Genomic DNA, 26,638 nt, shown 5'->3' with positions numbered 1-26,638 from the left:
TTATAAGGAGAAAATTTTGTCCATTAAAACCCATTTTGCACCTGCAGGCGCATTTTTTACCGGCGACTGAAATCCCCACATCAAATCTTCCCATTCCTTTACTTTAGGGTTCGCCGCATCTAAAGCTGCCGATTTTTCGAAACTGAAAGTATCATCAACCTCCATAATCATGAACATGCGGGTATCAAAACGGTAGATCTCCATTTTGGTGATTCCTTTGGCGATAATGCTGTCATGAATTTCGGGCCAAATAGCCTGGTGATATTTTTCGTATTCGGCAATGAGTGCCGCGTCATCTTTCAGATCGAGGGTTAAACAGTATCGCTGACTCATAGAATAGCTCTCAAAAAAGTTTATATCGGTAATACAAAGAAATAAGGTTTGCAGGTAAATAGTTATCGGGAATTAAACAAAATGTTCAACTATTTTGGCATAGATCAGAACCATGATTTTCAGGATCTAAGGATTGTCATGATTTTTTCTGAACCGGGATTTTAAGGAATCTATTAGATGGACGGGATTTTTGTCTGAACTGTTTTTTGAATTTGTTAAATGGACGGGGTTTAAATAGCCTGGGACGTTTAGACTGTCATCCCGGCAATCCTTAAATCCTGAAAATCACGGTTCAGAATCAATCAAAACCTAAATATTCCTTTTGGTGCACTTCTACCGAGCCGGAGATATTATCATGATTAAGGAATATTACGATATGGAAAAAATCATTATCAAAAAGATAGATATCGTTTTTCACATCAGAGCCGTGGAGTTTCATGATCAGGCCCATGTGTTTAGCCTGGCCTATTAAGTTAATGATGTGTTGCGGTGTAGAAGTGGTATAGGTAACGGTACGCAGTACAGCTCCGCTGCTAAGCTTGCTGTTAACGCCTATTACAATGGTTTCTTCCTTATTATCCGGCCCTATCCTGTTCAGGTGCTCAATGCTGTTGCCGTTAACATCCTGGAGATACCGGCGCTTGAATTTTTTCCCGAGGGTAAGATAGTTGTGTGCCTCGGCGTTTGAAAGATTGGAGATATTTGCCAGATCATTAATGGTTATGCTTTGGGCAAACAACGTTGCGCTGCAAAACAACAATAAGGCAATTAACAGGGTTCTCTTCATTTTTTAACTTACCAAATATACTTTTTACTATTTAAAACCGTCGCCGGGATGATAGGTGCGCTGCACGTGCTTTAAAACATCTTTTTTGTAAAACAGCACATCCTTAAATTTACCGTCAATAATGCCCTGCTCCTGATCGGTGAAGTTTTTTGATGCAGGGTCAAAAGAGCTGCCGCCATTTACGATGCTTTTGGCCCTTAACCGTGTACCAAATTCCACAACAGCGATAAAACTATTGCCCGAATATCCATAACGCTTGTTGGTGTTCATGGTACGGCTCTGGAACGATGGCAGCTGTCCAAAGCCCGATCCTGTTAAACCAACCGGGATACTGGGTTTGTTATCATCAAAGGTGATGCCATCATCCGGGCGCTGGTAACGGTTCATCTCCCCCCACTCCACTTTCCAGGTGCCAAAACGGCTTTGCAAATTTTTAAGTACATCATTTAACCAAGCCAGTTGCTGCGCCGGACTTATGGTTTTAACCAGCGTTTGAAAGCGCCGGGTAATAAAAGTGCTTTCCTGATCGGTTTGAGGCGGCGGCAGCGCTTTCATCATCAGGGAGCCCCATTCAATGGCAAGCGAACTGGCTACCGAATGGATAGCAGTACTCTTGTCCCATTGCTGCAGGATCTTTATTGGTTCAGCAAGCGATTGTTTTACAGAATCGGGAGCGGCGTCATAAGCTTTGAAAAGTGAGGGTAACAGATCATCAAAAGCGGCCAGGTAGTGGTCATACCCTTTGGCTACCAGGCCATCAAGCGTAAGCTTTTCCGCGTCTTTTAAAACCCTGATAGCAGTTACCGCCCGGTAGTTTTCACCATCGGGGGCCATGTACACCGGGTATTTACTTTTATCCGGACTTGACGTGCCCGACGCTGTATACGGCGTTGAATTACAGTTCTGGATCCACCCGGTGGCGGGGTTGGTAATAGTGATAATCTCGCTCAGCTTGTGGATACCCTGCCATTCGGTAGCAGATGTACTGCCGTCGACAGGCAGGCTCCAGTCATATTTGGGATTGCGTTTGGGGATGTAGTTGCCGTACCAAAAAATGGTATTCCCTTTATCATCGGCGTAAACGGTACTGTTTGTAGCGTTTGATACCATGTTCATGGCCTTTTTATATTCGGCCAGGTTATTGGCTTTGGTTATCAGCCATGACTCAACCAGGGCATTATATGAGCGGTTGTTAGCTTTGAGTGCCAGCCATTTTCCGTCCCTGGCGCCCAGCACCGGGCCGTGATGGGTATAATATCCTGTTATGGAGCGCTGTTCAATCTCATCGCTATGCTTTATTTTGAAAGATAGTTTACGGGTGATAACGGGCCTTAGCTTACCATCATATTCGTAATACCATTTACCATCCTTTTTGCTCACCTTTTCGGCGTAAAGATCGGCCACATCGGCATAGGCACTGGTATGCATCCATCCGCAATGCTGATTAAAACCCTGGTAAATAAAAAACTGGCCCCAGGTAACAGCCCCGTACGCGTTAAGGCCTTCATCGCTTACCAGCTCAACCTCACTGCGGAAATAGAACGGCACATGCGGATTAATATACAGCAAAGCATGACCCGATGCCGATTTGGATGGTGCTATAGCAAAGCCGTTTGAGCCGGTTTCGCGCTCGTTCACCATATCATAAATATTTTTTGCAGGCTGGCTGGTTACTGCGCCAAGCTTTTCGGGGGCGGTACTATAAAAGTCTTTGGTTTCGCTTAGTTTAATCCCCCCGGTTTCGGTAGCGGCAACGCTGCCATCGGTAAACATCAACGCGTACCAGGGTTCAAAATGTTTAAATACTTTGGGTTTTACTTCGGGATGTTTGTACAGGTAATAATTAATGCCATCGGCAAAAGCGTCCAATAGTTTCCGGAACCAGGGGGCGCTTGTTTTATAATCTTTAATAGCACCGGCACTATCGGCAATCAGTTGCAGTTGCACGTCGGTATATAAATTAATTTCGCCATCAACCTGGGCCTGTTTGCCTAACTGGTAAAGGTAATTGCGTTCAATACCTTTAAAGTTATCTTCGCACTGGGTATACATCAATCCAAAAACAACAGCAGCATCTGTTTTTCCATAAATGTGAGGAACTCCCCAATTATCCCTGATAATGGTTACTGACTTTGCTAATGTTTTCTCCCGTTTTATTTCCTTTTGATTAATTTTTTGGGCAAAAACCAAAGCAGGAAGAAACATTGAAACAATAATAAAATTTGCTTTTATAGTAACAGCAATTTTACCAAACAATTTATCCATATAAATGTGAAGTAAACGAGGCTTTTTAAAGATTTTGAGGTAAATTTGGAGATTAATTCATAATAATTACATAGCAGCGAAGTTTTTATTCAAATATTTACAATCGGCTTTTTTGAGGTAATTATTTGCTGTACTTTTAAACTGTATAGTTAACATTTGATAAATTTCTGTATCGGTTTCCTTTCCGGTATCCGAATATAAAGAGCTTGGGTACACATTTAATATGATATCTGAGATTTAGTTGATTCAATATCATTTGAGACGTGATATTGTGTGCGTTCCGGGGTGAGATACGGAACGCATTTTTTTTGTTGGTTCACTGGTTCATTAGTTCACTGGTTCATTGGTCTTAGCAAGAGGGCAAACTAACTACAACTACAACTCCTCCATCATCGGTCAAAATTCACGAGCTTTTCACCAATGAACTAATGAACCAGTGAACTAATGAACTACTAATGAACCCACTTATCCCTGTACCACGCCATAGCTAACAACACCATGCGGTTATAGGTTTCGAGGCCCTGGGGCTGGTTGTTGGCTTTCAGGAAATTATCGTAAAAAACACTGCTTATGGCCCCCAGCTTGTTTTCGTAGGCCAGCCAATAATTGCGCTCGGTGATATAATCGCCGCGTACATCTTTGCTGATGAGCGCTTTGAGTTCTTTATGCGCAACAGTATCACGGGCACCAAGCGAATGCATGAATTCCTGCACGGCGAGATGATATGCCGAATAACGCAATAACCTGTCATGCGATTTTACGGCGATGACAAAGCCGGCAAAATCAGCTTCATCCTCCGCCCCGTACCCCATCTGGTGCGACATTTCATGACATACCACAAAGGGCCGGTTAAAAATGGGCATCTGGTAATTTACCTGGGCTTCGGAGGTGAAAGGGTTATAATAGCCCGAGGTACCGATATAATTTAATAATGGCGTCAATATCGATGGTTTTATATCGGGATTATAAGCCCTGAAATTAACAGAATCTTTACTGAGCACACCGATGGCATGCCGTGCTGTATTATAAATATGGGTATTACTTTGGGCCCAGTCGGCCGGTGTAAGCCGTGCACGGGTAACGTTGGCGCTGTCAATCAGGATCCGGGTTACCGCTTTAAGATCAGCGGTTGTAAAAGCCGTATCCCTGAGCCCAAGCCGCTCGGAGGCCGGCAGCCTGAAATAGTTCATTCCCCACAAAAGATAAAAAGCCACAATGCCTGCCTGGATCCCTATAACCAATCCTAAAAAAAGTCTCCCAGCCATTTGAAACCGCTTTTTAAACAGCAGGGCAATTAGCCTGATCACCGCATAAATCAAATAAATAACCACGGCTATATATATAATGTCGCCAACACTAAACGGAAATATGTTTAAAACGGAATGAAAAACCCGGCAAATGATAATGTAAAAACCATTGGCATAATAACGTTCAACAGCCACCGGATGATCAGCAAACAGCATCAGCAAAAAAATAGCCAATGCCAATAATGTTATCGCGATGATCCTTTTTAGTACAGGTTTTTTTTTGGTTGGGTAGCGCATTATCTAAAGGTAAATATAGCGCTTTAGGGTTCAGGTTTAAAAAAGAATGCTTTTGCGCGCTAAAAAACCGGGTAATAGAAAAAGCCCCCTTGGCAGGAGGCTTTCAAAATTGTGAAAAACAAGGTTACTGAATATCATTTACTTACAGACACCGGCACTACGATCTTATCCCAGAACATGCAAAAGCTTTTTGCATCAACTGTATAAACTAATCTTTCGTGCATTGGCGCGGCTTTGGTTTTTACGTTTACACGCAGGGCGTCTTTTGACTCATCGTATTTAAACGCGCCCCATTGTTTGGCCACCTTGTTAAAAATAACTGTCCAGGTACCGTTTTCGGCAGGAATCAGGAAAAAGCCGTAAGTACCTGCTGCCAGTGGTTTACCCTCAACTTTGATATCTTTTGTAGTTGTAAAAGTTGTGGCCTCGTTAGCACCTGCACGCCATACTTTACCGTAAGCTTCAAGACCGCCCCAAATTTTACGGCCTTTAACCGATGGGCTGCCATAGTTAATAGTAATAGTTGAACCGGCAGCTGTACCGCTAACGCTATCGCGCGGGCTTGCTGGTTTGTCCTGGGCAAAGGTTACCGCTGATACTAATAAGGCGAAAGCAAACAGGAATGCTGCTTTAAGCTGAAATGATTTTTTCATAAGATTTCTCATAATTTATTTAATATAAAGATAGATTGAAATTTGGTTTAAAAACAACTATTCGTTTAAATACCTTCGAGAGGTGATTTTAACACATAAAACACTGAAAATAAACACCTGATGGTTAAACTATTTTGATTTTATATTGTTTAATAATTGAAAGATCATATTGCAATTAGGAATAGACCGGAGGGATTCATAGCCCAAAGGTTAAACAATTGTTGTGGTTTTTTTACCCTGCCTACCATGGCAGGGTTTTTTATGCGCCGGCATCATTGTACCTTATAAGTTAATACGCTCCGCCCTATATTGCCTGCTTCATCAATACCCTCTATCACCAAACGGTAATTACCTTTGCTATCTGCATTAAAAAAACTAACTGAAGCATTGCCATTTTTATCAGTTACTATATCGGGGTTCCAGTAGATAGCGGTTCTTGCGTCAGGTTTCTTATCAGCACCTGTTGATGCTTCATAAACCGGCGAATAAAAGGTACGGGCTTTGTAAAAACCCCTTGCTGTAAAATACAGTAAGCCTGGCGAAATCACATTATTTGAAACAACCGGAGCTTGAGTTTTCCACATTTTGAGCACCAATACCCCATTTGCCCCTCTTACACCATATATGGTAGCATCGTTATTTTTTAACACATTTACACTTTCAACATCAGCAGCATTGTAATTATCAATACTTGTTCCGGCCGGCAATACGGTATCATCAACTACAATCACCATTGGCCCTCCCTGCATGACCGGGTTCACCTTGTCGGCCAGGTAGGGCACACCTTGTCTCAAAACAATACCATTTAAACGTCCCTGCAACCCGTTTGACAGGGTGCTTTGGTCTCGCAGGTTATTTTTCCCCAAAACCTCTGTAGTAAGCTTACCGGCATTAATGCCTCTTTCACTAATGGTAACCGCATTAAGTGCCCTGCTATTTGCATCAACTATATAAACCGGCTGTTGCGTTGTTTTATCAAAGCCCGCACCGTTTACCCCCTGTGCCGGGCTCATCAAATCTCCGGTTTTAATATTTGTTAATGCCTTTGCCTGAGAAATGGATATTTTGGTATTACTTTTCCCTTCGGCCGTTTTAGCCTGGATCATGAACGGGGTTTTATCGTCATAAACCAGGTTTTTGAAAGTAAAATTACCATCATGATCGGTGGTTTGTGTTAATAAAGCCCCGCCTGCCTGCGGCATCAGGGTTACCGTACCGCCATCGACCGGTTTTCCCGAAATTGTTTTTACCTGGCCCGATACATCGAAACCATTTTCGGCAGTATAGGCTACAGTAGTGTTGGCATCATTGAGCACTTGCTTCCACTCAAAGTGGCGGTACCCCTGGCTTAGCATCAATACATCCAGGTTTGACTGGGTATCATTGCTAACATCAGCAAAATAATAATTGGGTTGCTCAATTGCCCCTTTCAGATCAGAAGTTAGCAGCAGACTTGATAATATGCTATTTTCATCGTCCCCGGTTACAGATACTTTACCGGCATCAATAACTGATGCTGATAAATAGCTTTTTACCGCCTCTCCATTTTTGTTTTTAGTATTGATAGCAATATGCACCTTTCCTCTTACCGGGTATAAAGGTTTATCGCTAACAGATGTAATCGTTAACAGGTCGGGATTTTGGATAAATACCAGGCGCTCATTGAGTGGTTCGCCCTGCTCCGAAAAAAGCGTTATCCGGGTTATACCTGTTTTAAAATCTTTTTTATTGAGATTTAGGTCGAGCACCTGGTTATCAAGCACGGTTTTTACCGAGCGGATACTACCGGCCGAATAAATAATTATCCCTATTTCCTTGTTCTTATTTTTAAGGTAATAAGCTTTATTGGCATTTATTTCAATGCCAAGTTTATCGGGATTATCATTGTTAACCATCAACGTGATCCCCTCGTTATCGGCTTTCGGTAAATCCACTATCGCTTTGGTACCATCGGCATAGGTTAAATTAGCTTTATAAGTTTTACCTGCTTCAGCAGTAATAAATATCAGCCCCATGCCCAGGTGTTTCGATTCAAACCTGGTTACTTCGGCATTGGTGTTGTCAACCACAACACCTTTAACATCAAGCCCCGGACCGTTTGCACTTACCGCTTTGAAGGCCAGCTTGGTTGGTATACCGTTTACAAAACTTCCCCCTTCCGGAAAAAAAGCGATGTTAGGTTTACCTACTTTAACCACTAACACTTTATTGCCTGCAAATGCCCCGCCATTGACGTTTACCTGCCGGCCAAATAAACTCTGCCCGTTATCGATCATCCACTTAGTATAAGCCCTGATACGATAGGTTCCTCCGGGCAAAATACCGGGAAGACTAAAATCGCCTGCGGCCAAGCCGTTAACCATTTGCAACGAGATAGTTTGCAGCAGGGAATCGGAGGGGCTAACCAGGTCGACATGTAACATGCCACTTAACTTTGAAGGCTCATGCTGTTCGCCCAGGGTTACATATGCTTTGAAGTATATGGTATCGCCTGCATTGTAATAAGGTTTATTCAAATGCAGGTACACTTTTTCAACTGCTTTATTGGCCGATAAAGTTTGCAGACGCGATACCACAGCGTCTAAAGGAACGGAAGGTGAAACCGGATTATTATTTTGTGAAAAAACAGGCACAGAGCAACACCATGCCGCTAACAGCGATAAAACTATCTTTTTCATAAGCGGGAATGACAGCAGGTTAAAACTGGTTATATAATGGCAATTAAATATAAGTATTTATTTGCAAAAACACTCATTTTAAATTAGTTATACACCCCTACAAAACTGCGCCTGCTATTGCGTCAGTTCGGCATCCTGCTTCATTTCTTCCCAGTAAAGTGTTTCAAGGTAAATACCGTTTTGAATAGCTACACGCGCACGTATTTTTTCTAATTCGGCTTTCACTTCTTCATTGCTGAGCTCCCTACCCAGCGAATGGTAATAAATGGCGTAACCTGTTTTGCTGTTTACGCATTTATAATGCTTTTCCCCGGCTTTCATAATTGGATTGACTAATACAAATACAATACTGCAGATGGCAGGATTGTTTTAATTAAACTCAAATGTTACACAATTTTCCTTATTCAATTAGCAGGTTTCTTTTTACTTTAAGTCAGCAACTTACAACCTCACTAATTTCGTTTTATTACATTGGCTTAACCATTCTTAACATTAACTTAACAATTGGCATTATATTAATGGTTACTTTTATCCGCTGAATAATTTATAGTGACATATTTTAAAATCCACTTAATATAACTACTGTAAATTCACGACTGATAAGACAGATCAATGAAGAGCACTAACTCAAAATCGATATTTCCAAACTCAAACCAGGTTTTTTACGATTTGTTCAACACTGCTGTAGCCAATGTTACCGAAATGGCCAGGCTACTGGATGAAGCCGTTAATGCCCCCACCTCATATGAGCAGAAGTTTAATTTTGCCCATATTGATAAGCTGAAATTTAAAAGTTATGAGATAACGCACAGGGTATTCTCCGAATCGGGCCGGACGCTGATCTCGCCGTTTAACCGTAAGGATATGTGCGAACTGGCGTCAGCCATTGATGACGTAGCCGACAGGATTACCATGGCCGCCCGCAGGATAAACCTTTACAACGTACCTGTTATTACCCAGCCCATGATAGATTTGGCTGCCCTGATCCTTAAAACCAGTACCGAGCTTGAAAAGGCAGTAAACGCGATGAACAACCTGAACAAATCGTCCGAAATTTTTGAGCTTTGCAGTAACATCAAAAAACTGGAAGCCCAGGCCGATGCAGTTCATAATAAGGCCTTTGCCGATCTGCTCAATAATGAAAAAGATCCGATTGAATTAATTAAATACACCGACGTTTTTGCAGCCATGGAAACTGCTACCGACAGCTGTGAAGATACAACGCTGATCATTGAAAGTATCCTGATCAAGAACGGATAAGACCTCACCCAACCCTCTCCAAAGGAGAGGGCTTTAAATAGATATTTTAAACAAAAAACGCGATGATAACTCATCGCGTTTTTTGTTTTTAAAGTCCTCTCCTTTGGAGAGGATTTAGGTGAGGTTATTTCCCCTTATCAGTTTGAGGGCCATTGTCACCTCCATTATTATCCTGCTCATTGTTTCTCTCTTTTTCCCGCTCCTTCTTAAATTCAAGCTTGCCAAACTTATAACTCAGGCTTATGCCGAACGACTGTACCGGCACTAATCTCAGGTTGGTTGAATAAAAGTTACTGCCAAAGGTTGATGAGCTTTGACTCACGTATTTGGCAAACGGATTGGTAGCCGTAAGGCCGATGCTTGCCTTTTTATTCATGAACATTTTGCGCATGGCAAAATTGTAGAATACAAATTTGGGATTAGTACCCTGGATGCCCTTTTGCGATGAGTTATAGTTACCAAAAAACTCCGCGCTCAAATCATGACCAAAGCTATATTGTGCATTAAGGTTAAGGCGGTATGCGAAGGCACTTACATTGGCAAAACCCGGGTTGGTGCTGCGCCTGTCGCTAAAAATCATATTGGTACGCAGGCTTAGTTTACTGGTTACCGGCACCGAAGCATAAATATTGATACCGGTGCGCTCTTCCGAACCTATATTATAGCGCTGGTTCAATGACACACCGGTATAGGTAGTGCCGTTTACATCAAACGTAGAATAGAAGGTAGTGAACTGCTGAATATCATCGGTGTTACGACGGTAGAAAGCTGCTATGTTAATATTGGCGCCTTTATCAAATGATTTGTTATAGCCTAACTCAAAAAGGTCGCCTTTTTCGGGTTTCAGGTTGGGGTTACCTGTACTGATATTATGCGGATCGCTGATGTTCAGGAAGGGGTTCAGATCGCCATAATCAGGACGCTGGATGCGGCGTGTATAGCTCAATTTAACAGACTCAGCACCATTGCCAAATTTGTGCGAAAACACAAGCGATGGCGCAAGGATATTATAAGATGGAATATTTACTCCCTGAAAATCGGCCTTAGTAGTAGTATACTCATCTCTTAAACCTGCTTTCACATCCAAAAATTTATCAAATACCGACGCTGAAGCTGATAGGTAATAGGCATATACCTTGCGGTCATAAGTAAAACCATAGGTTTGATTTTGGTTGGGCACAAAAGCATTACCGCCAAAAAGGGTATCTGTCACCACATTATTATTGATGTGGTTAAATACAAGCTTACCACCTGTTTCAAGCGTAAAGTTTTTGCTTACCGGCTGGGTATAATCAACGGAAATATCGGTTTCCCTGTCCTTACCCGGATTGTTGTTGGAGATACCGGATGAAGTTATGCCCGAATCATAATCTTGCCGCTGAAATGAACTGAACGAGTTACGGCCAAAACTTGATGAATATAATACATCAAGCTCCTGCCCTTCTTTGGCGAAAGTTTTTTTGTAATTCAAACTTACATCGGTTGAGTAGCCACTGAATTTACTGCTTGAGTTACGGATGCTCCTGATATCAGATATTGGGTTACCCGCTGCATCAACCTCGCTTTGATCCTGGTTGGTAATTCCGTTGCCATGGTTACCAAAATGATTAAAGCCCACACCTGCGGTCAACTGATCTTTAGGGCTGATATCCCAGTTAAAATTAATGCCCGATTCATAACCGCTGCGTTTAAAATTGTTGCTGCCCTGCTGAAAAAGAGTGGTCCTGTTAGCGGCCGAATCGGTTGATACGCGGTTACGGGTATTGGGTGCGTTACTGTTGATCTGGGCGTTACCGCTAAAAAAAGCGTTAACCCCAAAATTGCCTTTACGGGCATTGAGGTTAAATGAACCGTTTTCGCGGCGGGTACCTGCCGATAGGTTAACACTGCCGTTAACGCCCTGCACTTTGCTATCTTTTAAGATAATGTTTACGATACCTCCCGTACCGGCCGCGTCATATTTGGCGCCAGGGCTGGTAATCACCTCAATACTTTTGATCTGACTGGCCGGGATGCTGGCCAAAGCATCGGCAAGGCTGGCCCCAAAAATGCTTGATGGTTTACCATTGATCAAAAAACGGATATTGGCATTGCCCTGAAGCTCCACATTACCATCAATATCAACCGTGATCTGCGGTACTTTTTTCAATACATCAATAGCTACGCCGCCCTGTGCACTTAAATCGTTTTGAGGGTTGTAAACCATTTTATCTATCCGGTTTTCAACAGTAGGTACTTTGGCAGTTATGGTTACGCCTTTTAGTTCATTGGCAACCGGAGCCAATTTGATCTCACCCAATGATACGGCTCCATCTTTAACCATTACATGTTCGATAGTTGCTTTCTGGTAACCTAAAAATTCGGCGGTTATTTTATACTCCCCGGCGGGGATGTTATTTATGCTAAAATTTCCTTTGGGATCGGTGCTGATGCCATTGAAGGGTGAAGCAGCACCTTGTTTAAATACAGATACGGTGGCATAATCAACCGGTTGCTTTGTAGTGGCATCGGTAACTTTACCGGTGATTTTCCCCCTGGCTCCGGGGACAGTTTGGGCGTGTAAGGTGGTTATAAAAATAAAAGAAAATATTATCAAAAAAACAGATTTCATTATAAAATACGGGTGTTTGGAACCACAAATTTTATAAGAAAGATTGGATTAAATCTGAATTAAATGGTATTGAAGTGTATTTGTTACAATATGTTTTTGTTATGTATATATGCTTGTTACATTGTATATGAGCATGTTACAAAAAGATTAGAAAATCAATACAATTGTGCCGCCGATGATAAGCAGCGCGCCTATGGCATTTTTTAAAGTTAATGGCTCGCCCAGAAAAATAACAGAAAGCGCTATGGCCAAAGCAACGCTTAGTTTATCAACCGGGGCAACCTGGCTTACCTTGCCCAACTGCAGGGCGCGGAAATAACAGATCCACGAAAGGCCGGTTGCACAGCCCGAAAGAATGAGGAAAGTCCAGTTGGTTTTAGTAAGACTGCCGATACCGCCGTGGCTCCCCTTAAAAAGTGCTATGGCCCAGGCCAGGATCAGGATTATGACGGTACGGATGGCCGTAGCGAGATCGGTATCAACTCCTTTAATCCCTATTTTGGCAAAAATGGCTGTGAGCGCTGCAAACAGTGCCGAAAGTAATGCGTAGATCCACCACATAATGATCCAATTTTGTTTTTAACTTGCAACAAGCTAAATGCAAATTTGCTTAGGTATTCTGTATAAAATCTGTGAGATAGCTGTTAGCCCCTACTCAAAATCCAGAATCTGTACAAATTGGCGTTTTAACTTTATCAAAAAAACGTTTTGAAAATACTCATCATCGAAGACGAAGAAGGCCTGCGCGAAAGTATTGAAGAATATTTTACCGAAGCCGGCAACATTTGCGAAACCGCAGCCAGCTATGCAGCAGCCCTCGCAAAGGTTGAATTATACCGTTACGATTGTATCCTGCTGGATATCACCTTGCCCGGCGGTAATGGTATTGATATATTAAAAAATCTTAAAGCCAATAACTACACCGATGGGGTGCTCATCATATCGGCCAAAAACTCGCTCGATGACCGCCTGCAGGGCCTTGACCTCGGTGCTGATGATTATTTGGTAAAGCCCTTTCACCTTTCGGAATTGAAGGCGAGGGTATCTGCCATCATCAGGCGTAAAATGTTCAATGGCAGCAATGTACTTAACTTTAACGAGCTCAGTATCGACCTGATGGCTAAAACCGTAGCTGTAAACGGCATGCCTGTAAAGTTTACCCGTAAGGAATTTGCTTTGCTCATCTATTTTATCTCCAACAAAGGCAAGGTAATTTCAAAAAACGCAATTGCCGAACATTTATGGGGCGATGGCATCGACCTGGCCAATAATTTCGACTTTATTTATTCGCACATTAAAAACATCCGCAAAAAAATAATGGAAGCCGGCGGTAAGGATTATATTTATGCAGCCTATGGTATGGGCTACAAATTTGCCGATCAATAATGAAGCTTTCGGAAAGGTATAACCGGGTAAATTTAATTGCTACTATCGTTATCATGCTGATAACCGGCGTTATATATTACCAGGCCATCAGCCTCATCCTTACTAATCAAAAAGACAATTCACTTAAGGTTGAAGAGCAGGAAGTTTTTGATTACGTAAAGCTCAATCACCACCTGCCCCAGGTTTTCGCCTCTAAAGATCAGCAGATCACCTTTATTTCGGCCGAACCCAATTCCGTTAAACGCGAATTTTTTAACACTACTTATTACCGCGAAAAAGACGGGCCGGAATCAGGTCGCGGTTTGGTCAGTTCGGTAAAAGTTGGCGACAGGTATTATAAAATTCTGATAGTTGAATCAAAAGTAGAAACGGAAGACTTGATCCAGATCATCTTCGGCATTACAATAGGCGTTATCTTATTACTGCTGCTGGTGTTGGTAATCACCAATCGTCTTATATTGAGCCGGCTTTGGCAGCCATTTTACAGTATCCTGAGCGAGTTGAAACTATTTAACGTTACCGACAGCCGTGAAATGCCATCTTCCAATACCACTATCGACGAGTTTAACGAACTCCAGGCCGAAGTTACCGCCATGGCCGAAAGGGTAAAAAAAGACTACAAAGACCTTAAAACCTTTACCGAAAACGCCTCGCATGAGCTGCTTACCCCTATCGCTGTGATCAACTCCAAGTTGGACACCCTGATCCAGACAGAAAACTTTAGTGAGCATCAAAGCAAGTTACTCAATGACCTTTACAGCGCGGTATCGCGCCTGAGCAGGCTTAATCAATCGTTGTTATTATTGGTCAAGATTGAGAACAAACTACTGAACGATCGACAGCACCTGGATTTACAGGAACTTATAGATGATTTGCTGTATCAATTGGAAGATATTTTCAACGACAAAGAAATAACGGTTATTTCAACAATTGGCGAAAAGGAAATTGATGCCAGCAATTACCTTATTGAGATATTGTTAAACAACCTAATCATCAACGCTGTTCGGCATAACCGAACTAACGGCGAGATCATCATCAGCCTCACAAGCCAAAATTTAACTATCAAAAACACCGGTGAGCAAGTAGCCTTGAATCCTGAAAATATCTTTACCCGCTTTCATAAAGCATCCACATCTGAAGGCAGCGGCCTGGGGCTCACTATCTCCAAACAGATCTGCGAAAGTTTGGGTTATCAACTGGTTTACAGTTATGAAGAACCTTACCATATCTTCACGGTTAATTTTTAAATTTGTTACACTGCCCCTACCAATTTTTTCCAGAATTATCGTGTAGCTTAGCTATTATTTAACACAATACGCATTATTTTGACCATCCGGATAAAATGGGTTTTCGGCTTTTTATTTTGCCTGTTTAGTGCTGCTACACAGGCACAAACCTACAATCTTGAACATTATTTGGAGCTTGCCAAAAGCAACAGCCCGCTGTTAAAGGACCTGCAAAACCAGGTTGCGTCAGGCCAACTGGACAGCCTCCGGATCAGGGCAGGTTACAGGCCACAGGTAAATGCTACCAGTGGCGGTCTTTACGCCCCGGTTTCCGGCGGTTATGGCTATGCCCCTGCCATCACCAACGAGCATACGCTTAATGCGCTATTGGGCATCAATCAATCGCTGGATAGCAAAAAAAATATCGCTGCGCAGATCGACGCAGTGAAGCTGCAATCGCAATCGGTGCTTAATACCGCTAAAATTTCCGAGCAGGATCTGAAAAAAGCAGTCACGGCACAATACATAGCGGCTTTTGGCAGCCTGCAGCAGGTAAAATTCAACCAGGAAGTGATCAGCCTGCTTAACCGGGAGGAAGCGCTGCTTAAAAAACTGACCCGCACCAATGTATACCGCCAAAGCGATTACCTTACTTTTTTGGTTACCCTTAAGCAGCAGGAACTAACGCTGTCGCAGGCAAGGCTGCAATATAAAAACGACTATACAACGCTTAACTATTTAACCGGCATTGCCGATACCAGTTACATCGAATTACAGGATCCCGGCATTCAGAAAACTATCCGGGCCGATATTAGTAGCAGCATCTTTTTCAACCAATATAAAACGGATAGCCTTAAACTGGTGAATAGCCGTTCATTAGTTGATTTTGCCTACAAACCCAAGATCAACCTGCTGGCCGATGGCGGTTACAATTCTGATTTTTTGAGCGGACCAGCCTATAAAAATTTCGGCGCCAGCATTGGTTTTAGTTTTACATTACCATTGTACGATGGAGGCCAGCGCAAGATCCAGTACCGCAAGCTTTCGTTAGAAGAAGATACCCGGCGCAGCTATAAAGCGTTTTTTGATACCCAATACCGCCAGCAGATTGCCCAGTTAAACCAGCAGATTGATGGTTCTGAAAAGCTGTTAGCTCAGATAGATGAACAGATGAAATATACCGAAAGCCTGGTAAAAGTTGACACCCAACTCCTGCAAACCGGCGATGTGCGGGTAGCCGACCTGGTGTTGGCGATTAACAATTACCTTGCTATAAAAAACCTTAAAACACAAACCAATATTAATAAGCTGCAGCTCATTAATCAGCTCAATTACTGGAATAAATAATATGAAATTTAAACATATATACCTGTTTGCAGGCCTTTTAACCTTGCTGTATAGCTGCAAAGGCAATACTCAACCTGCAGATGATGCCGGCGATGCAGGTTCAGCCGCACAAACGCCTGTAACCGTAACCTCAGTCGCCGATAGTGCTATGGTTGATTACATTGACCTTAGCGCCACATCCGTTTTTCAGCAAAAAAATATTGTTAAGGCCAATGCTAACGGTTACATCCAAAAGGTAAACATCCTGCCGGGGCACTATGTAAATAAAGGCGAGTTTTTATTCAGCATAAAAACTAAAGAAGCACAGAGTATTGGTAACAGCATCAATGTGCTGGATACTACTTTCAAGTTTTCGGGCGTAAATAAAATAAAAGCTGCCGGTAATGGCTACGTTACCCAACTCAACCATCAGCAGGGCGATTACGTGCAGGATGGTGAGCAACTTGCAGTGATCAGCGACCGCTCAAGCTTTGTATTTGTGATGCAATTGCCTTATGAACTGCGTAGGTATGTAAAAAACAATCAGAACGTACAACTTGTACTGCCCGGCGGTGAAAAATTGACGGCACAGGTAAGCTCATCAATGCCTGCTGTTGATTCGTTGTCGCAAACCCAGGGCATTGTGCTTAAGGTAAACAGCGCCAATCCCATTCCCGAAAATTTGGTAGCCAAAGCGCGGATCATTAAGTCGATACGCCCGCATACGCTATCACTTCCGAAATCGGCCATACTAAGTAATGAAACACAAACGGAGTTTTGGGTAATGAAGCTGATCAATCCTACTACCGCGGTAAAAACTGCCATAACCAAAGGCATTGAAGCCGGCGGCAGGGTGGAAATTTTAACCCCCAAATTTTCGGCAAATGATAAAATAGTGGTTACAGGTAATTACGGGCTCGCAGATACGGCTAAAGTGAAAATTGTAGAGTGATGAAGGAAAACCAGCGCAAAAATTACTTCATAACCCACCGCAAGCCTTTAGGCCTGGTACTTGCCCTGATTATTATGGGTGGTTTGTTTGCCTATTCAAAACTGCAAACTTCGCTTTTTCCTGAAATCACTTTCCCCAAGATCAAGATCATTGCCGACGAGGGCCTGCAGCCGGTAAATAAAATGATGGTTACGGTTACCAAACCGCTGGAAAATGCCATTAAGCAGGTGCCGGATCTGCAACTGGTACGCAGTACTACCAGCAGGGGAAGCTGTGAAATTTCAGCACTGCTCAACTGGAATGCCGATATCGACCTGAGCCAGCAGCGTATCCAATCAAGCATCGACCAGATCAAAAACGACCTGCCTGCCGATGTAAACATCAGCGTGGCTAAAATGAACCCTTCTATTTTGCCGGTGAGCGGTTATACCCTGGAGAGCCATAACCTATCGCCTATAGAGCTAAGGCAACTGGCAACCTACACGGTAAAACCATTCCTGTCACAGGTCGACGGGGTATCGGAGATCAGGGTGATCGGCGGTAAACTCAAAGAATACTGGCTCACACTCGATCAGCAAAAAATGACCTCATTAGGCCTTACGCCTGATATTATCAGCAATACGCTTGCTACTACCAATTTCGTAAAATCAGAGGGTTACCTGTCTGATTATAAGCGCATGTACCTCACTGTTACTGATGCTACCATCAACGCCAAAGATCAGCTGGAAGACCTGGTGATCAGCAACAACCGTAAAAGGATAGTACGGCTCAAGGATTTTGCAAGCATCCAGGTTAACGAAGGGATTGAATACACCCGCATCAACGCCAACGGGCATGATGGGGTACTGATAGCTGTAGTAAAGCAGCCCAATGCCAACCTAATTTCGGTTAGTAACGATATGGCCGATAAGATTGACGCGCTGAAAAAACTACTCCCGCTGGGTGTAAGTATCCGGCCATATTATGTTCAGGCCGATTTTGTGAACGACTCGGTTAGGAGCGTGAGTGACAGCCTTTGGGTAGGCTTACTCCTGGCTATTATTGTGGCGGTTATCTTCTTAAGATCGTTCAAGGCAAGTATAACCATATTGATTACCATCCCGGTTACACTTGGGCTCACCCTGCTTATCCTATACTGGCTTGGTTATACTTTTAATATCATGACGCTGGGTGCTATCGCAGCATCCATAGGGTTAATTATTGACGATGCCATTGTAGTGGTTGAACAAATTCACAGGGTACACGAAGAACACCCGGACGAGCTGAGCAGCCATTTGGTACGCAAGGCTATTGATTACCTTTTCCCGGCCATGGTGGGCTCATCTATCAGTACTATCGTAATTTTTATTCCTTTTGTTTTGATGACGGGTGTGGCCGGGGCTTACTTCAAGGTGCTTACCGATACCATGATCATTACCTTGCTGAGTTCATTCTTTGTAACCTGGATCGGTTTGCCGGTAATTTACCTGCTCGTAACACGCAAGCCTAAATTAAATACAGCAAAAGCCAGCGCAGAAGAAATACACACAGTTAAACAACAAAAGTGGGTTAGTTTCTTTATCCTGCGTCCTTATGTAAGCATTATTATTATTGCCGCGTTGGCTGCCGTAATTGTGATTGTCCCCCCATTGCTGGAGACCGGCTTCCTGCCTGATATGGACGAAGGCGCCATCGTGCTCGACTACAAATCGCCTCCCGGAACATCACTGGAAGAAACCGACCGGATGTTGCGCCAGATAGAAAAGCAGATCATAAAACATCCGGATGTAACTGCCTATTCGCGCCGCACGGGTACACAAATGGGCTTTTTTATTACAGAGCCTAATAGCGGCGATTATCTTATCCAGCTAAAAAAAGATCGCACCAAAAGCACCGAAGAGGTGATCAGCGATTTGCGCAAAATGGTTGAAGAAACTCAACCCGCGCTGCAGGTTGAGTTTGGCCAGGTGATATCCGATATGCTTGGCGACCTCACCACATCGGCCGAGCCTATCGAGATCAAAGTATTCGGTGATAATCAGCAAACACTGCAAAACCTGTCAAGGCAGATAGCCGGGCTGGTTGAAAAAGTAAAAGGTACTGCCGATGTGCTGCCGGGTATTGTTATCGCCGGTCCTTCGGTAAGCATTCAACCTCATTACAGCAAAATCGCACAGTATGGAATTACCGCCGCCGATCTGCAAATGCAGATCCAAACCGCGCTGGAAGGTAATGTGATAGGCAGCTTACTGGAGAAAGAACAACTCTCACCCATCCGCATGGTTTACCCGGGTAACCGCTCGCTTAACGTGAATGACATCCATAACCTGCATATATTTTTACCCAACGGCAAACTCATCCCTATAACTGAACTGGCCTCGGTTGAGCTAAGGCCTGGCGATGCCGAGATCAACCGCGAAAACCTGCAAAGCATGAATGTAGTGAGCGCCCGGCTGGAAGGCAGCGACCTGGGTACTGTAATAACATCCATTCAAAAAACCATCCATGACAACGTAAACCTGCCAACGGGTTACCATGTGGAGTACGGAGGAGCTTACGCCCAGCAGCAGCAGTCATTTAAAGAATTGCTTATTATCCTGATAACTGCCTGTTTACTGGTTTTTGGTGTGATATTATTCCTGTTCAGGCAGTTCAGGATAGCACTGCTTATTTTGATGATTGGCATTTTAGGTATCGCCGGTAGCTTCCTGGCCTTATTTATTACCGGTACGTCGCTCAATGTGGGCAGCTATACAGGGTTGATTATGATTGTAGGCATTATTGGCGAAAACGCCATTTTCACCTTCCTGCAGTTTAAGGAAAGCGCTATCGAAAATGAAAATAAAAACATTGACGCCGCTATAACCTTTGCCATCAGTACCCGTTTAAGACCCAAGCTAATGACCGCTTTGGGCGCTATTATAGCCCTGTTGCCGCTTGCTTTAGGCATAGGTGCCGGCGCGCAATTACATCAGCCACTGGCTATTGCGGTTATTGGGGGTTTTTTAGCGGCGTTGCCATTACTGCTTATTGTTTTACCAGCAATGCTCCGTATATTGTACCGCAAAGGGTTTAACACCCATTTAAATGAAATTAATGAAAGCCATCACGGTTAACACAGCATTTTTACAGATTCGGGACTTAATTTCATGGCAATAAACACTCCCGAAAAATGAAAAAGCAAATTTTGGCCGTAGCCTTGCTCATAGCAGGTATAGCTCCTTTTAAACTGAACGCGCAAACCTATGTGGCCGATAAAACCATCGCGCTACCGGGTGACGGTGGTTACGATTACCTGGCTATCGACAAGATCAACCGCAACCTGTATGTATCGCATGGCACCGCTGTAAATGTCATTAACCTGGATACCGAAAAGCCGGTTGGCGTTATTGATAACATGAAAGGCGTTCACGGCATAGCCATAGTAAATAAACTTAATCGTGGTTTCATCAGCGATGGCAAGGCAAATGGCGTAGTAGTTTTTGACTTAAAAACTTTTAAAACCATTACTACAATTGCCCTTACCAATGCTAATGGCCCGGACGCTATTATGTATGACCCCTACTCCGACCGGGTGTTTACCTTTAACGGCGAAAGCAATAATTCATCGGTAATTAACCCGGCAACGCTTAAACAGGTTGGCACGGTTGCACTTGGCGGCGGCCCCGAGTTTGCAGTATCGGACGGTAAAGGTAAAATCTACAATAACCTTGAAGATAAAAGCAGCCTGAATGTTATTGATAGCAAAGGCCTTAAAGTGGTTAAAAACTATCCCCTTGCCCCCTGCGGCGGCCCAACAGGCTTAGCGCTTGATGCCGCTAATCAGAAATTGTTTACCGTTTGCCGCGAAAATAAAGGGGTGAGTGTTGTTGATATCAAAACAGGTAAAGTGACTGCTACCCTGCCAATTGGCGCGGGTGTTGACGCGGTAGTTTATGACCTTGAAACCAAACTGATATTTTGCTCATGCGGCGATGGCACCACTACCATCATCAAACAAAAATCGGCTAATGAATATGAGGTGATCCAAACCTTAAAAACCGCCGAAAGGGCACGCACCATGGCACTTGACGCCAAAACCCACAAAATTTATTTGAGCGTTGCACAGTTTGAACCCGGCACGCGCAAAACCATTCCCAATACTTTTAAGGTGCTTGTTTTTAAGCAAAACTAACGTAAATTGTATATAAAATTTATATGAAATGATCGTGAAGATTTTGTTTATTCCTAATATTACTAATTAATTTTTACAAAAAAATGAACTTTTGCGCACGTTATCGTTATATTTAACGTTTTAACACTATATGATTAAAAAGACTGATTTTGTTTATTCCCAGGAGTCTGAACCTCATCGTATCCGCACAAAAAAAATCTTGAAGGAGTTTCCGCAATTGCGAAAGCTTATTGGTAAAAACCCCGCAACCATATGGGCCATTATTGGTTTAGTAGCTTTCCAGGTTGTTTTAGCCTGGTTTGTACGCGACCAGTCATGGTGGATAGTTTTCGGAGCGGCTTATTTGCTTGGCGCTTTTGCCGATCATGCGCTGTTTGTAATGATCCACGAATGTACGCACCAGCTGCTGTTTAAAAACCGCAACGCAAACCGCTGGGCATCCATGTTTGCCAACTTACCGCAAATATTGCCAAGCGCTATTTCGTTCGAAAAATACCACATCAAGCATCATTCTTTCCAGGGTGTACATGAGCTTGACGCCGATTTGCCTAACCGCTGGGAAGCAAAACTGATCAGCAATTCATTTTTTGGTAAAGCAATCTGGCTGCTGTTTTTCCCGGTATTTCAATTGTTCCGCCTGTCACGTTTAAGGGAAATCCATCCTTTTGATGGCTGGATCCTGACAAACTGGTTATTACAGGCAGCATTTACAACCGCAATCGCTTACTTTATGGGCTGGCATGCCGTAGCATTCCTGCTGTTAAGCTTTTCGTTTTCCGTTGGCCTGCACCCGCTCGGCGCCCGCTGGATCCAGGAACACTACCTTACCGTTACCGAAGAACAGGAAACATACAGCTATTATGGCAACTTTAACGCGGTAGCATTTAATGTGGGCTTCCACAATGAGCACCATGATTTCCCTTCTATCCCATGGAACAAACTTCCCGAGATCAGGAAAACTGCCCCGGAATATTACGATACATTATACTATCACACCTCATGGACCAAACTGTTTTTCCAGTTTTTGTTCGACAGGGAGATCTCGTTGTTTAACCGCATTCTGCGTAAAGACCGCGGCCGTGTAGCGCTAACAGATATTTCAAAGCCAGATATCGACCTCACTAAAGCCGAAGCAACAAAGCCGGAGCTTATAGACGTTGAGAAATAATAAAATAAGAAAGGGCCTTGAAAAAGGCCTTTTTTTGTTGGTAGCACATTGTCGACCCACACCCAAAAACATTTCACATTCGCCCTTGCATCTCACTAACTAATTTCCGTATTTTGCTAATAAAATTAGCAAAATGAAACGTATAAGTGTGGCAGCCCAGCTCATGATTTTTAGTCGTTATATCGGTCAGCAGGTTATGATCATTAGTATTTTAAACAATAGCGAAGTCAATATTGGCGTTCTTACTGGAGTAAAACATAATGCCATAGCAGTTAATATTGACGATGTAATACGTTGGATCCCGCTTTATGACAACTTTAAACTTTGTGAAATTAAAATACTTTTAAAGCCCTTAAAAAAACTTACACCTGATGTTGTTTCTGCAGCAAACGAACTGCCCGTAAAGGCGTTCATCACCCCTTATTACCAGCAACTGGGCTATGACATGCCTGTTTTTATTGAACCCGGGCATCCCTGTAATTGCAAGTATGTTCGGGAACTGGAACTGGCCGATTACCGTACCCCTGCCGAAATATACCGACAAAGCGCCTTATTACATGCCTTTGAATCGGCATAAATGTTTCGTGGTACGAATATTGTGTACGATTGCCCTGTTTGTTACTTAATTTTCATATAGTCGTAACAAAATCAAATAATTAATGTCAACTTCATACTAATGCGCTTTATTTGCGTTATTGTTTGCAAGAAACAGAATGAGCCGGTCAAAAAAATTAAATATACTCTTACCCATTGTATCCCTGCTTTTCATGGGGGCCTTTGCCAAGCACAGGCTGCTCGACAGGCAAGACATTACAGGCACCCTGAATGATAAAGAGATGGATGAAACGTCGGGTATTGCGGCGTCATCCATTAGCCCCGACACCTATTATGTACATAACGACAGCGGCGATACCAGCCGTTTTTTTGCTATAACAGCCGAAGGCAAACTTAAATCAACCATTTATTTTAAGGGTGACAGCACTCAAAAACTGGGTGTACAGGATTGTGAAGATATTGATGTTGGCCCCGGACCGGAAAAAGGTAAAAGCTACGTTTATCTTGGCGATATAGGCGATAACAATCAAAACAGGCCATATATTACAGTTTACCGCATGGCCGAAAAAAAATCATGGGCTACAGGCGATAAGGCTATTACAAACACACAAGCTGTACGGGCAGATTTTAAATATCCGGATGGCCCTAAAGATGCGGAAACATTGATGATTGACCCCATAGGCAAGCAATTGATCATTGTAAGCAAAAGGGGTGATACGGTTGCGGTTTACACCAGTCCGTTAAAATACCAGGCCAATACAACAACAGTATTAACCAAACGCTGCAAATTGTACTTCGCGGGTTTTAAACCTTTTAAATGGATCACAGCCGGCGATATCTCTAAAGACGGGCAGCAGATCCTGCTAAAAAGTTACGACAAAGTTTACTACTGGCGCCGTCAACATAACGAACCCATATGGGAAACTATGGTACGCAAGCCACAGGAACTTACCTACAAAGTTGAAAAACAGGGCGAGGCGATAGGTTTTCAGCCCGATGGTAAAGGCTACTACACTACAAGTGAAGGAGTTTTTTCGCCGGTATATCATTACGATGTGCCAAATTGATTTTCAAACTACGTTATATAAAAATGGCCTTTATCGAATAGATATAGGCCATTTTTGCTATCAACGTCCCATCAGGGTCTCTCGCAGAGGACCCTGATGTATACGCCATGCAGATTGATATACGCCAGATCAGCTGTTCTAACCAAAACGCGGTGAACCTCAGGGTCCTCTGCGAGAGACCCTGAGGGGACATGATCAAATAAAAAGCGTCATTGCGAGGTACGAAGCAATCCCAAACTATACAGGGTGGCCCTGCTCATCGGGGATTGCTTCGTACCTCGCAACGACGCGTGTTTTTTATCTCCCTACCCTAAATCCTTACATAACCCTAATAAGCTTTACGCCATGCGGTGGGATTTTAAAAGTGTATTTGTGGTTAACCGCTATCAGGTATTTCTGTTCCCAAACATCACGGGCTTTGGTAAAGCCTTTTAACAGCTTGTCATTAGCTTCCAGGTTAACAGTTTGATATTTATCAGATGTGTTAAAGAAACCTATTGCTTTTTCGCCTTTGGTGAGCTCTTTTACCCAAATCTGCTGCTCATCTGTTTTAGAAGCCTGTCTTGCACCTTTGCCTAAGGCATCCTGGTCAATGGCCAGTACTTCATCATTCGTTAACAAGCTAAGCGTAAACCTGTCCAGGTGCCCCATATCGCAGCCGATTAACAGCGGCGCAGACAGCAGGCTCCATAAACTGATGTGGGTATATTGCTCATCATAAGTTAAACGGCTATTGTGCAGGCTTGGCCCCCAGCCTACTTTGCCTACAACCAGCATATCCGGATCATTAAAATGTCCCGGACCAGCGTAAGGCGAAGCAGGATCCTGGCTAAAGCCAATATCACTCATACTTCTCCAGGTATCCTGGATATCGCCGGTGGTACGCCAGCTGTTACCGCCGGTTTCGGCACCCCATTTCCAAACATCACCCCAGCCGTACTGGCAAAAACTAAACATAATATCGCGGTTTACCTTATTTAAAGACGTCCGCATTACTTCATATGGTTTCTTAAGTGCAGGCAGGTCGGGATGCGGTGGGGTAACTTCCGAGTAGGAGCACCAGTCGTATTTTAAATAATCAAAACCCCAGTCGGCATAAGTTTTGGCATCCTGGTCTTCATGCTGCCAGCTGCCCAAAAAGCCGCCGCAGGTGCGCGGGCCAGGCGATGAATAAATCCCGGTATGCAGGCCAAGGCTGTGTACATAATCGGTTAAACCTTTCATATCCGGAAACTTACTGTTAGCTACGATGGCGCCATCGGCAGCACGGTTTTCCGCCTCCCAGCCATCGTCGATATTGATATAGTTCCAGCCATAAGCACTTAATTTCTCCGACATTTCTTTAGCCGAGATCTTCACTTTTTCGTCATTAACGCTCAAGCCCCAGGCATTCCAGCTGTTCCAGCCAAGGGCCGGGGTAAGGCCAATTTTATCGCCAATGCTAATAGTCAGTGTTTTGGTTTTATTGCCTAAGCTATTGGTAACCGTAAGCGTTACAGGATAATCTCCCTTTTGGCTTACCACACCCGAAATGATACCCGTTTTAGCATCAAGCGTTAAGCCGGCAGGCAAGCCCGCAGCTTTATAGGTAAGCGGCTTTTTACCGGTTGCCGGGATCAGATAAAGGAAAGGGTTACCCGGCCTTGCACCGTAAACATCGGCTCCGTTAATTTTTGGCTTGGGCGATGGGTAAGGCGTAAGTACATAAGGCGTAGTTTCGGTTTTAACAATCTCTTTACCAGATTTTTGATCTGTAAAAGTATAGGCTATGGTATACGATTTTTTGGCTAACCGGGCTATCACAAACGAATAGGTGAAAGGCTTTCCTGCAGTAAAATTTGCCGGGTTTGTTTTTTCGTAGATCACCGCGCCGGTTTCAGGGTCGGTAACTTTAAAGGCTAAAGTACCCTGGTATTGGTATTTATTGGTCGTAATCAATTTAACTGATTTGGCCAGGCTGTTATTTTCCTGGAAACTAAAATCGCCATCGGTATTAACTGTAACGTGATCCATTACATCGGCCATAGCAATAGAAAAGTTATCGCCGTAAATACCACCGTCGCCCCCGGTATCGTAAATACGGATGGCCAGTACGTTTTCTTTATCCCACAAAATTGCAGGATCTGAAGCCGGGATACTATAAGTGCGCGGCCCGTAATTGCCATCTTTAATGGTTCCGCTGTGACCGCCATATTTAGCGATCAGTTTTCCGTTTAAATACACTTCGTCGTTATCATCAACACTGGCCAGGCTTAAGCGGAGGCTATCCTTTAAATAGGCTTTCTCCTTAAGCGATGAAGGGATCACTACGTGGATACGGTACCAGCCGAAGCCATCGTAATTAGGGTGTCCCTGCGGTTCCCAGGAATGGGCGACATCAATGTTTTGCCAGTTTTGATCGTTAAAAGTTGGGGACGACCATTGGGCAGAATCACCCACGGCAAATTTCCAGCCTTTGTTAAGCTGAACATCCTGAGCCGAAGCGCCCAGATATGTACCACCCAACAATAGCAATGCGGTAAAAATTTTCTTCATTATTATAGGTTGTTTAAAAGTGAAAAGCGAAACAGGATTTCGCCCGGTTAGTATGCAGATTTAAAGGTACAATCATTTTGAATAATTGGAAATGTATCATTAACATTTATTTAGAGATAGTCAAAAAATGCCCCTAAAT

Annotated in this window: 20 protein-coding genes; 10 read left to right on the top strand and 10 right to left on the bottom strand. The window is 43.4% G+C overall.

Annotation, left to right across the window (positions count from 1 at the left end; translation table 11 throughout):
• The 7 genes from DIU38_RS01110 to DIU38_RS01080 all read right to left on the bottom strand — a co-directional run bounded on the left by DIU38_RS01110 (position 1) and on the right by DIU38_RS01080 (position 8,581).
• A complete protein-coding gene (locus tag DIU38_RS01110; RefSeq protein WP_091166871.1) occupies positions 1 to 333 on the bottom strand; it encodes an L-rhamnose mutarotase in 333 nt (110 codons plus the stop codon).
• 298 nt (positions 334 to 631) lie between these two features.
• Entirely contained in the window at positions 632 to 1,120 is a 489-nt protein-coding gene (locus tag DIU38_RS01105; protein WP_112653614.1) for a hypothetical protein, read from the bottom strand.
• A 27-nt stretch (positions 1,121 to 1,147) separates the two neighbouring features.
• A complete protein-coding gene (locus DIU38_RS01100) occupies positions 1,148 to 3,385 on the bottom strand; it encodes a penicillin acylase family protein (protein ID WP_112653613.1) in 2,238 nt (745 codons plus the stop codon).
• 452 nt (positions 3,386 to 3,837) lie between these two features.
• Positions 3,838 to 4,929, bottom strand: coding sequence for a DUF3810 domain-containing protein (locus tag DIU38_RS01095; protein ID WP_112653612.1), 1,092 nt, complete (start codon positions 4,927 to 4,929; stop codon positions 3,838 to 3,840).
• Between the two features lie 134 nt (positions 4,930 to 5,063).
• Positions 5,064 to 5,582 (bottom strand): DUF2911 domain-containing protein, encoded by a 519-nt coding sequence (locus DIU38_RS01090; protein ID WP_112653611.1) that lies wholly within the window; start codon positions 5,580 to 5,582, stop codon positions 5,064 to 5,066.
• A gap of 272 nt (positions 5,583 to 5,854) precedes the next feature.
• Complete coding sequence (locus DIU38_RS01085) at positions 5,855 to 8,260, bottom strand: TonB-dependent receptor (protein ID WP_112653610.1); 2,406 nt, start codon at positions 8,258 to 8,260, stop codon at positions 5,855 to 5,857.
• Between the two features lie 114 nt (positions 8,261 to 8,374).
• Positions 8,375 to 8,581, bottom strand: a complete 207-nt coding sequence (locus tag DIU38_RS01080; RefSeq protein WP_090528273.1) for a hypothetical protein — start codon at positions 8,579 to 8,581, stop codon at positions 8,375 to 8,377.
• 291 nt (positions 8,582 to 8,872) lie between these two features.
• Here DIU38_RS01080 and DIU38_RS01075 point away from each other — a divergent pair, with 291 nt between their 5' ends.
• Positions 8,873 to 9,520, top strand: coding sequence for a DUF47 domain-containing protein (locus DIU38_RS01075; protein ID WP_091166857.1), 648 nt, complete (start codon positions 8,873 to 8,875; stop codon positions 9,518 to 9,520).
• Positions 9,521 to 9,644: 124 nt separating this feature from the next.
• On the opposite strand, the gene DIU38_RS01070 is transcribed toward DIU38_RS01075, so the two are convergent.
• Both DIU38_RS01070 and DIU38_RS01065 read right to left on the bottom strand, forming a co-directional pair.
• Positions 9,645 to 12,131 (bottom strand): outer membrane beta-barrel family protein, encoded by a 2,487-nt coding sequence (locus tag DIU38_RS01070; protein WP_112653609.1) that lies wholly within the window; start codon positions 12,129 to 12,131, stop codon positions 9,645 to 9,647.
• Between the two features lie 147 nt (positions 12,132 to 12,278).
• Positions 12,279 to 12,692 carry an EamA family transporter gene (locus tag DIU38_RS01065; protein WP_112653608.1) on the bottom strand — a complete coding sequence of 138 codons (414 nt, stop codon included), beginning with the start codon at positions 12,690 to 12,692 and terminating at the stop codon, positions 12,279 to 12,281.
• 147 nt (positions 12,693 to 12,839) lie between these two features.
• Here DIU38_RS01065 and DIU38_RS01060 point away from each other — a divergent pair, with 147 nt between their 5' ends.
• From DIU38_RS01060 to DIU38_RS01020, 9 genes are all read left to right on the top strand, one after another.
• Positions 12,840 to 13,517, top strand: a complete 678-nt coding sequence (locus tag DIU38_RS01060; RefSeq protein ID WP_112653607.1) for a response regulator transcription factor — start codon at positions 12,840 to 12,842, stop codon at positions 13,515 to 13,517.
• Positions 13,517 to 14,764 carry a sensor histidine kinase gene (locus tag DIU38_RS01055; RefSeq protein ID WP_112653606.1) on the top strand — a complete coding sequence of 416 codons (1,248 nt, stop codon included), beginning with the start codon at positions 13,517 to 13,519 and terminating at the stop codon, positions 14,762 to 14,764. Before DIU38_RS01060 ends, DIU38_RS01055 begins: the two co-directional genes overlap by 1 nt.
• A gap of 78 nt (positions 14,765 to 14,842) precedes the next feature.
• Positions 14,843 to 16,090, top strand: coding sequence for a TolC family protein (locus DIU38_RS01050; protein WP_112653605.1), 1,248 nt, complete (start codon positions 14,843 to 14,845; stop codon positions 16,088 to 16,090).
• A 1-nt stretch (position 16,091) separates the two neighbouring features.
• A complete protein-coding gene (locus DIU38_RS01045; RefSeq protein WP_112653604.1) occupies positions 16,092 to 17,021 on the top strand; it encodes an efflux RND transporter periplasmic adaptor subunit in 930 nt (309 codons plus the stop codon).
• Positions 17,021 to 20,116, top strand: coding sequence for an efflux RND transporter permease subunit (locus tag DIU38_RS01040; RefSeq protein ID WP_112653603.1), 3,096 nt, complete (start codon positions 17,021 to 17,023; stop codon positions 20,114 to 20,116). Before DIU38_RS01045 ends, DIU38_RS01040 begins: the two co-directional genes overlap by 1 nt.
• 56 nt (positions 20,117 to 20,172) lie before the next feature.
• Positions 20,173 to 21,174 (top strand): YncE family protein, encoded by a 1,002-nt coding sequence (locus tag DIU38_RS01035; RefSeq protein ID WP_112653602.1) that lies wholly within the window; start codon positions 20,173 to 20,175, stop codon positions 21,172 to 21,174.
• A gap of 130 nt (positions 21,175 to 21,304) precedes the next feature.
• On the top strand, positions 21,305 to 22,342 hold the full coding sequence (locus tag DIU38_RS01030) for a fatty acid desaturase (protein WP_112653601.1): 1,038 nt from the start codon (positions 21,305 to 21,307) through the stop codon (positions 22,340 to 22,342).
• A 133-nt stretch (positions 22,343 to 22,475) separates the two neighbouring features.
• Positions 22,476 to 22,919, top strand: coding sequence for a hypothetical protein (locus DIU38_RS01025; protein WP_112653600.1), 444 nt, complete (start codon positions 22,476 to 22,478; stop codon positions 22,917 to 22,919).
• A gap of 136 nt (positions 22,920 to 23,055) precedes the next feature.
• Positions 23,056 to 23,964, top strand: a complete 909-nt coding sequence (locus tag DIU38_RS01020) for a hypothetical protein (protein WP_091166826.1) — start codon at positions 23,056 to 23,058, stop codon at positions 23,962 to 23,964.
• A 318-nt stretch (positions 23,965 to 24,282) separates the two neighbouring features.
• Here DIU38_RS01020 and DIU38_RS01015 read toward each other — a convergent pair whose 3' ends face one another.
• Positions 24,283 to 26,499, bottom strand: coding sequence for a putative Ig domain-containing protein (locus DIU38_RS01015; RefSeq protein ID WP_112653599.1), 2,217 nt, complete (start codon positions 26,497 to 26,499; stop codon positions 24,283 to 24,285).
• Positions 26,500 to 26,638 lie beyond the last annotated feature (139 nt).

The sequence above is a fragment of the Mucilaginibacter metallidurans genome (genome assembly GCF_003286435.2).
Classification (GTDB): domain Bacteria; phylum Bacteroidota; class Bacteroidia; order Sphingobacteriales; family Sphingobacteriaceae; genus Mucilaginibacter; species Mucilaginibacter gossypii.
The sequence above is the reverse complement of the archived record's forward strand: the minus strand, read 5'-3'. Positions and strand labels throughout refer to the sequence as shown.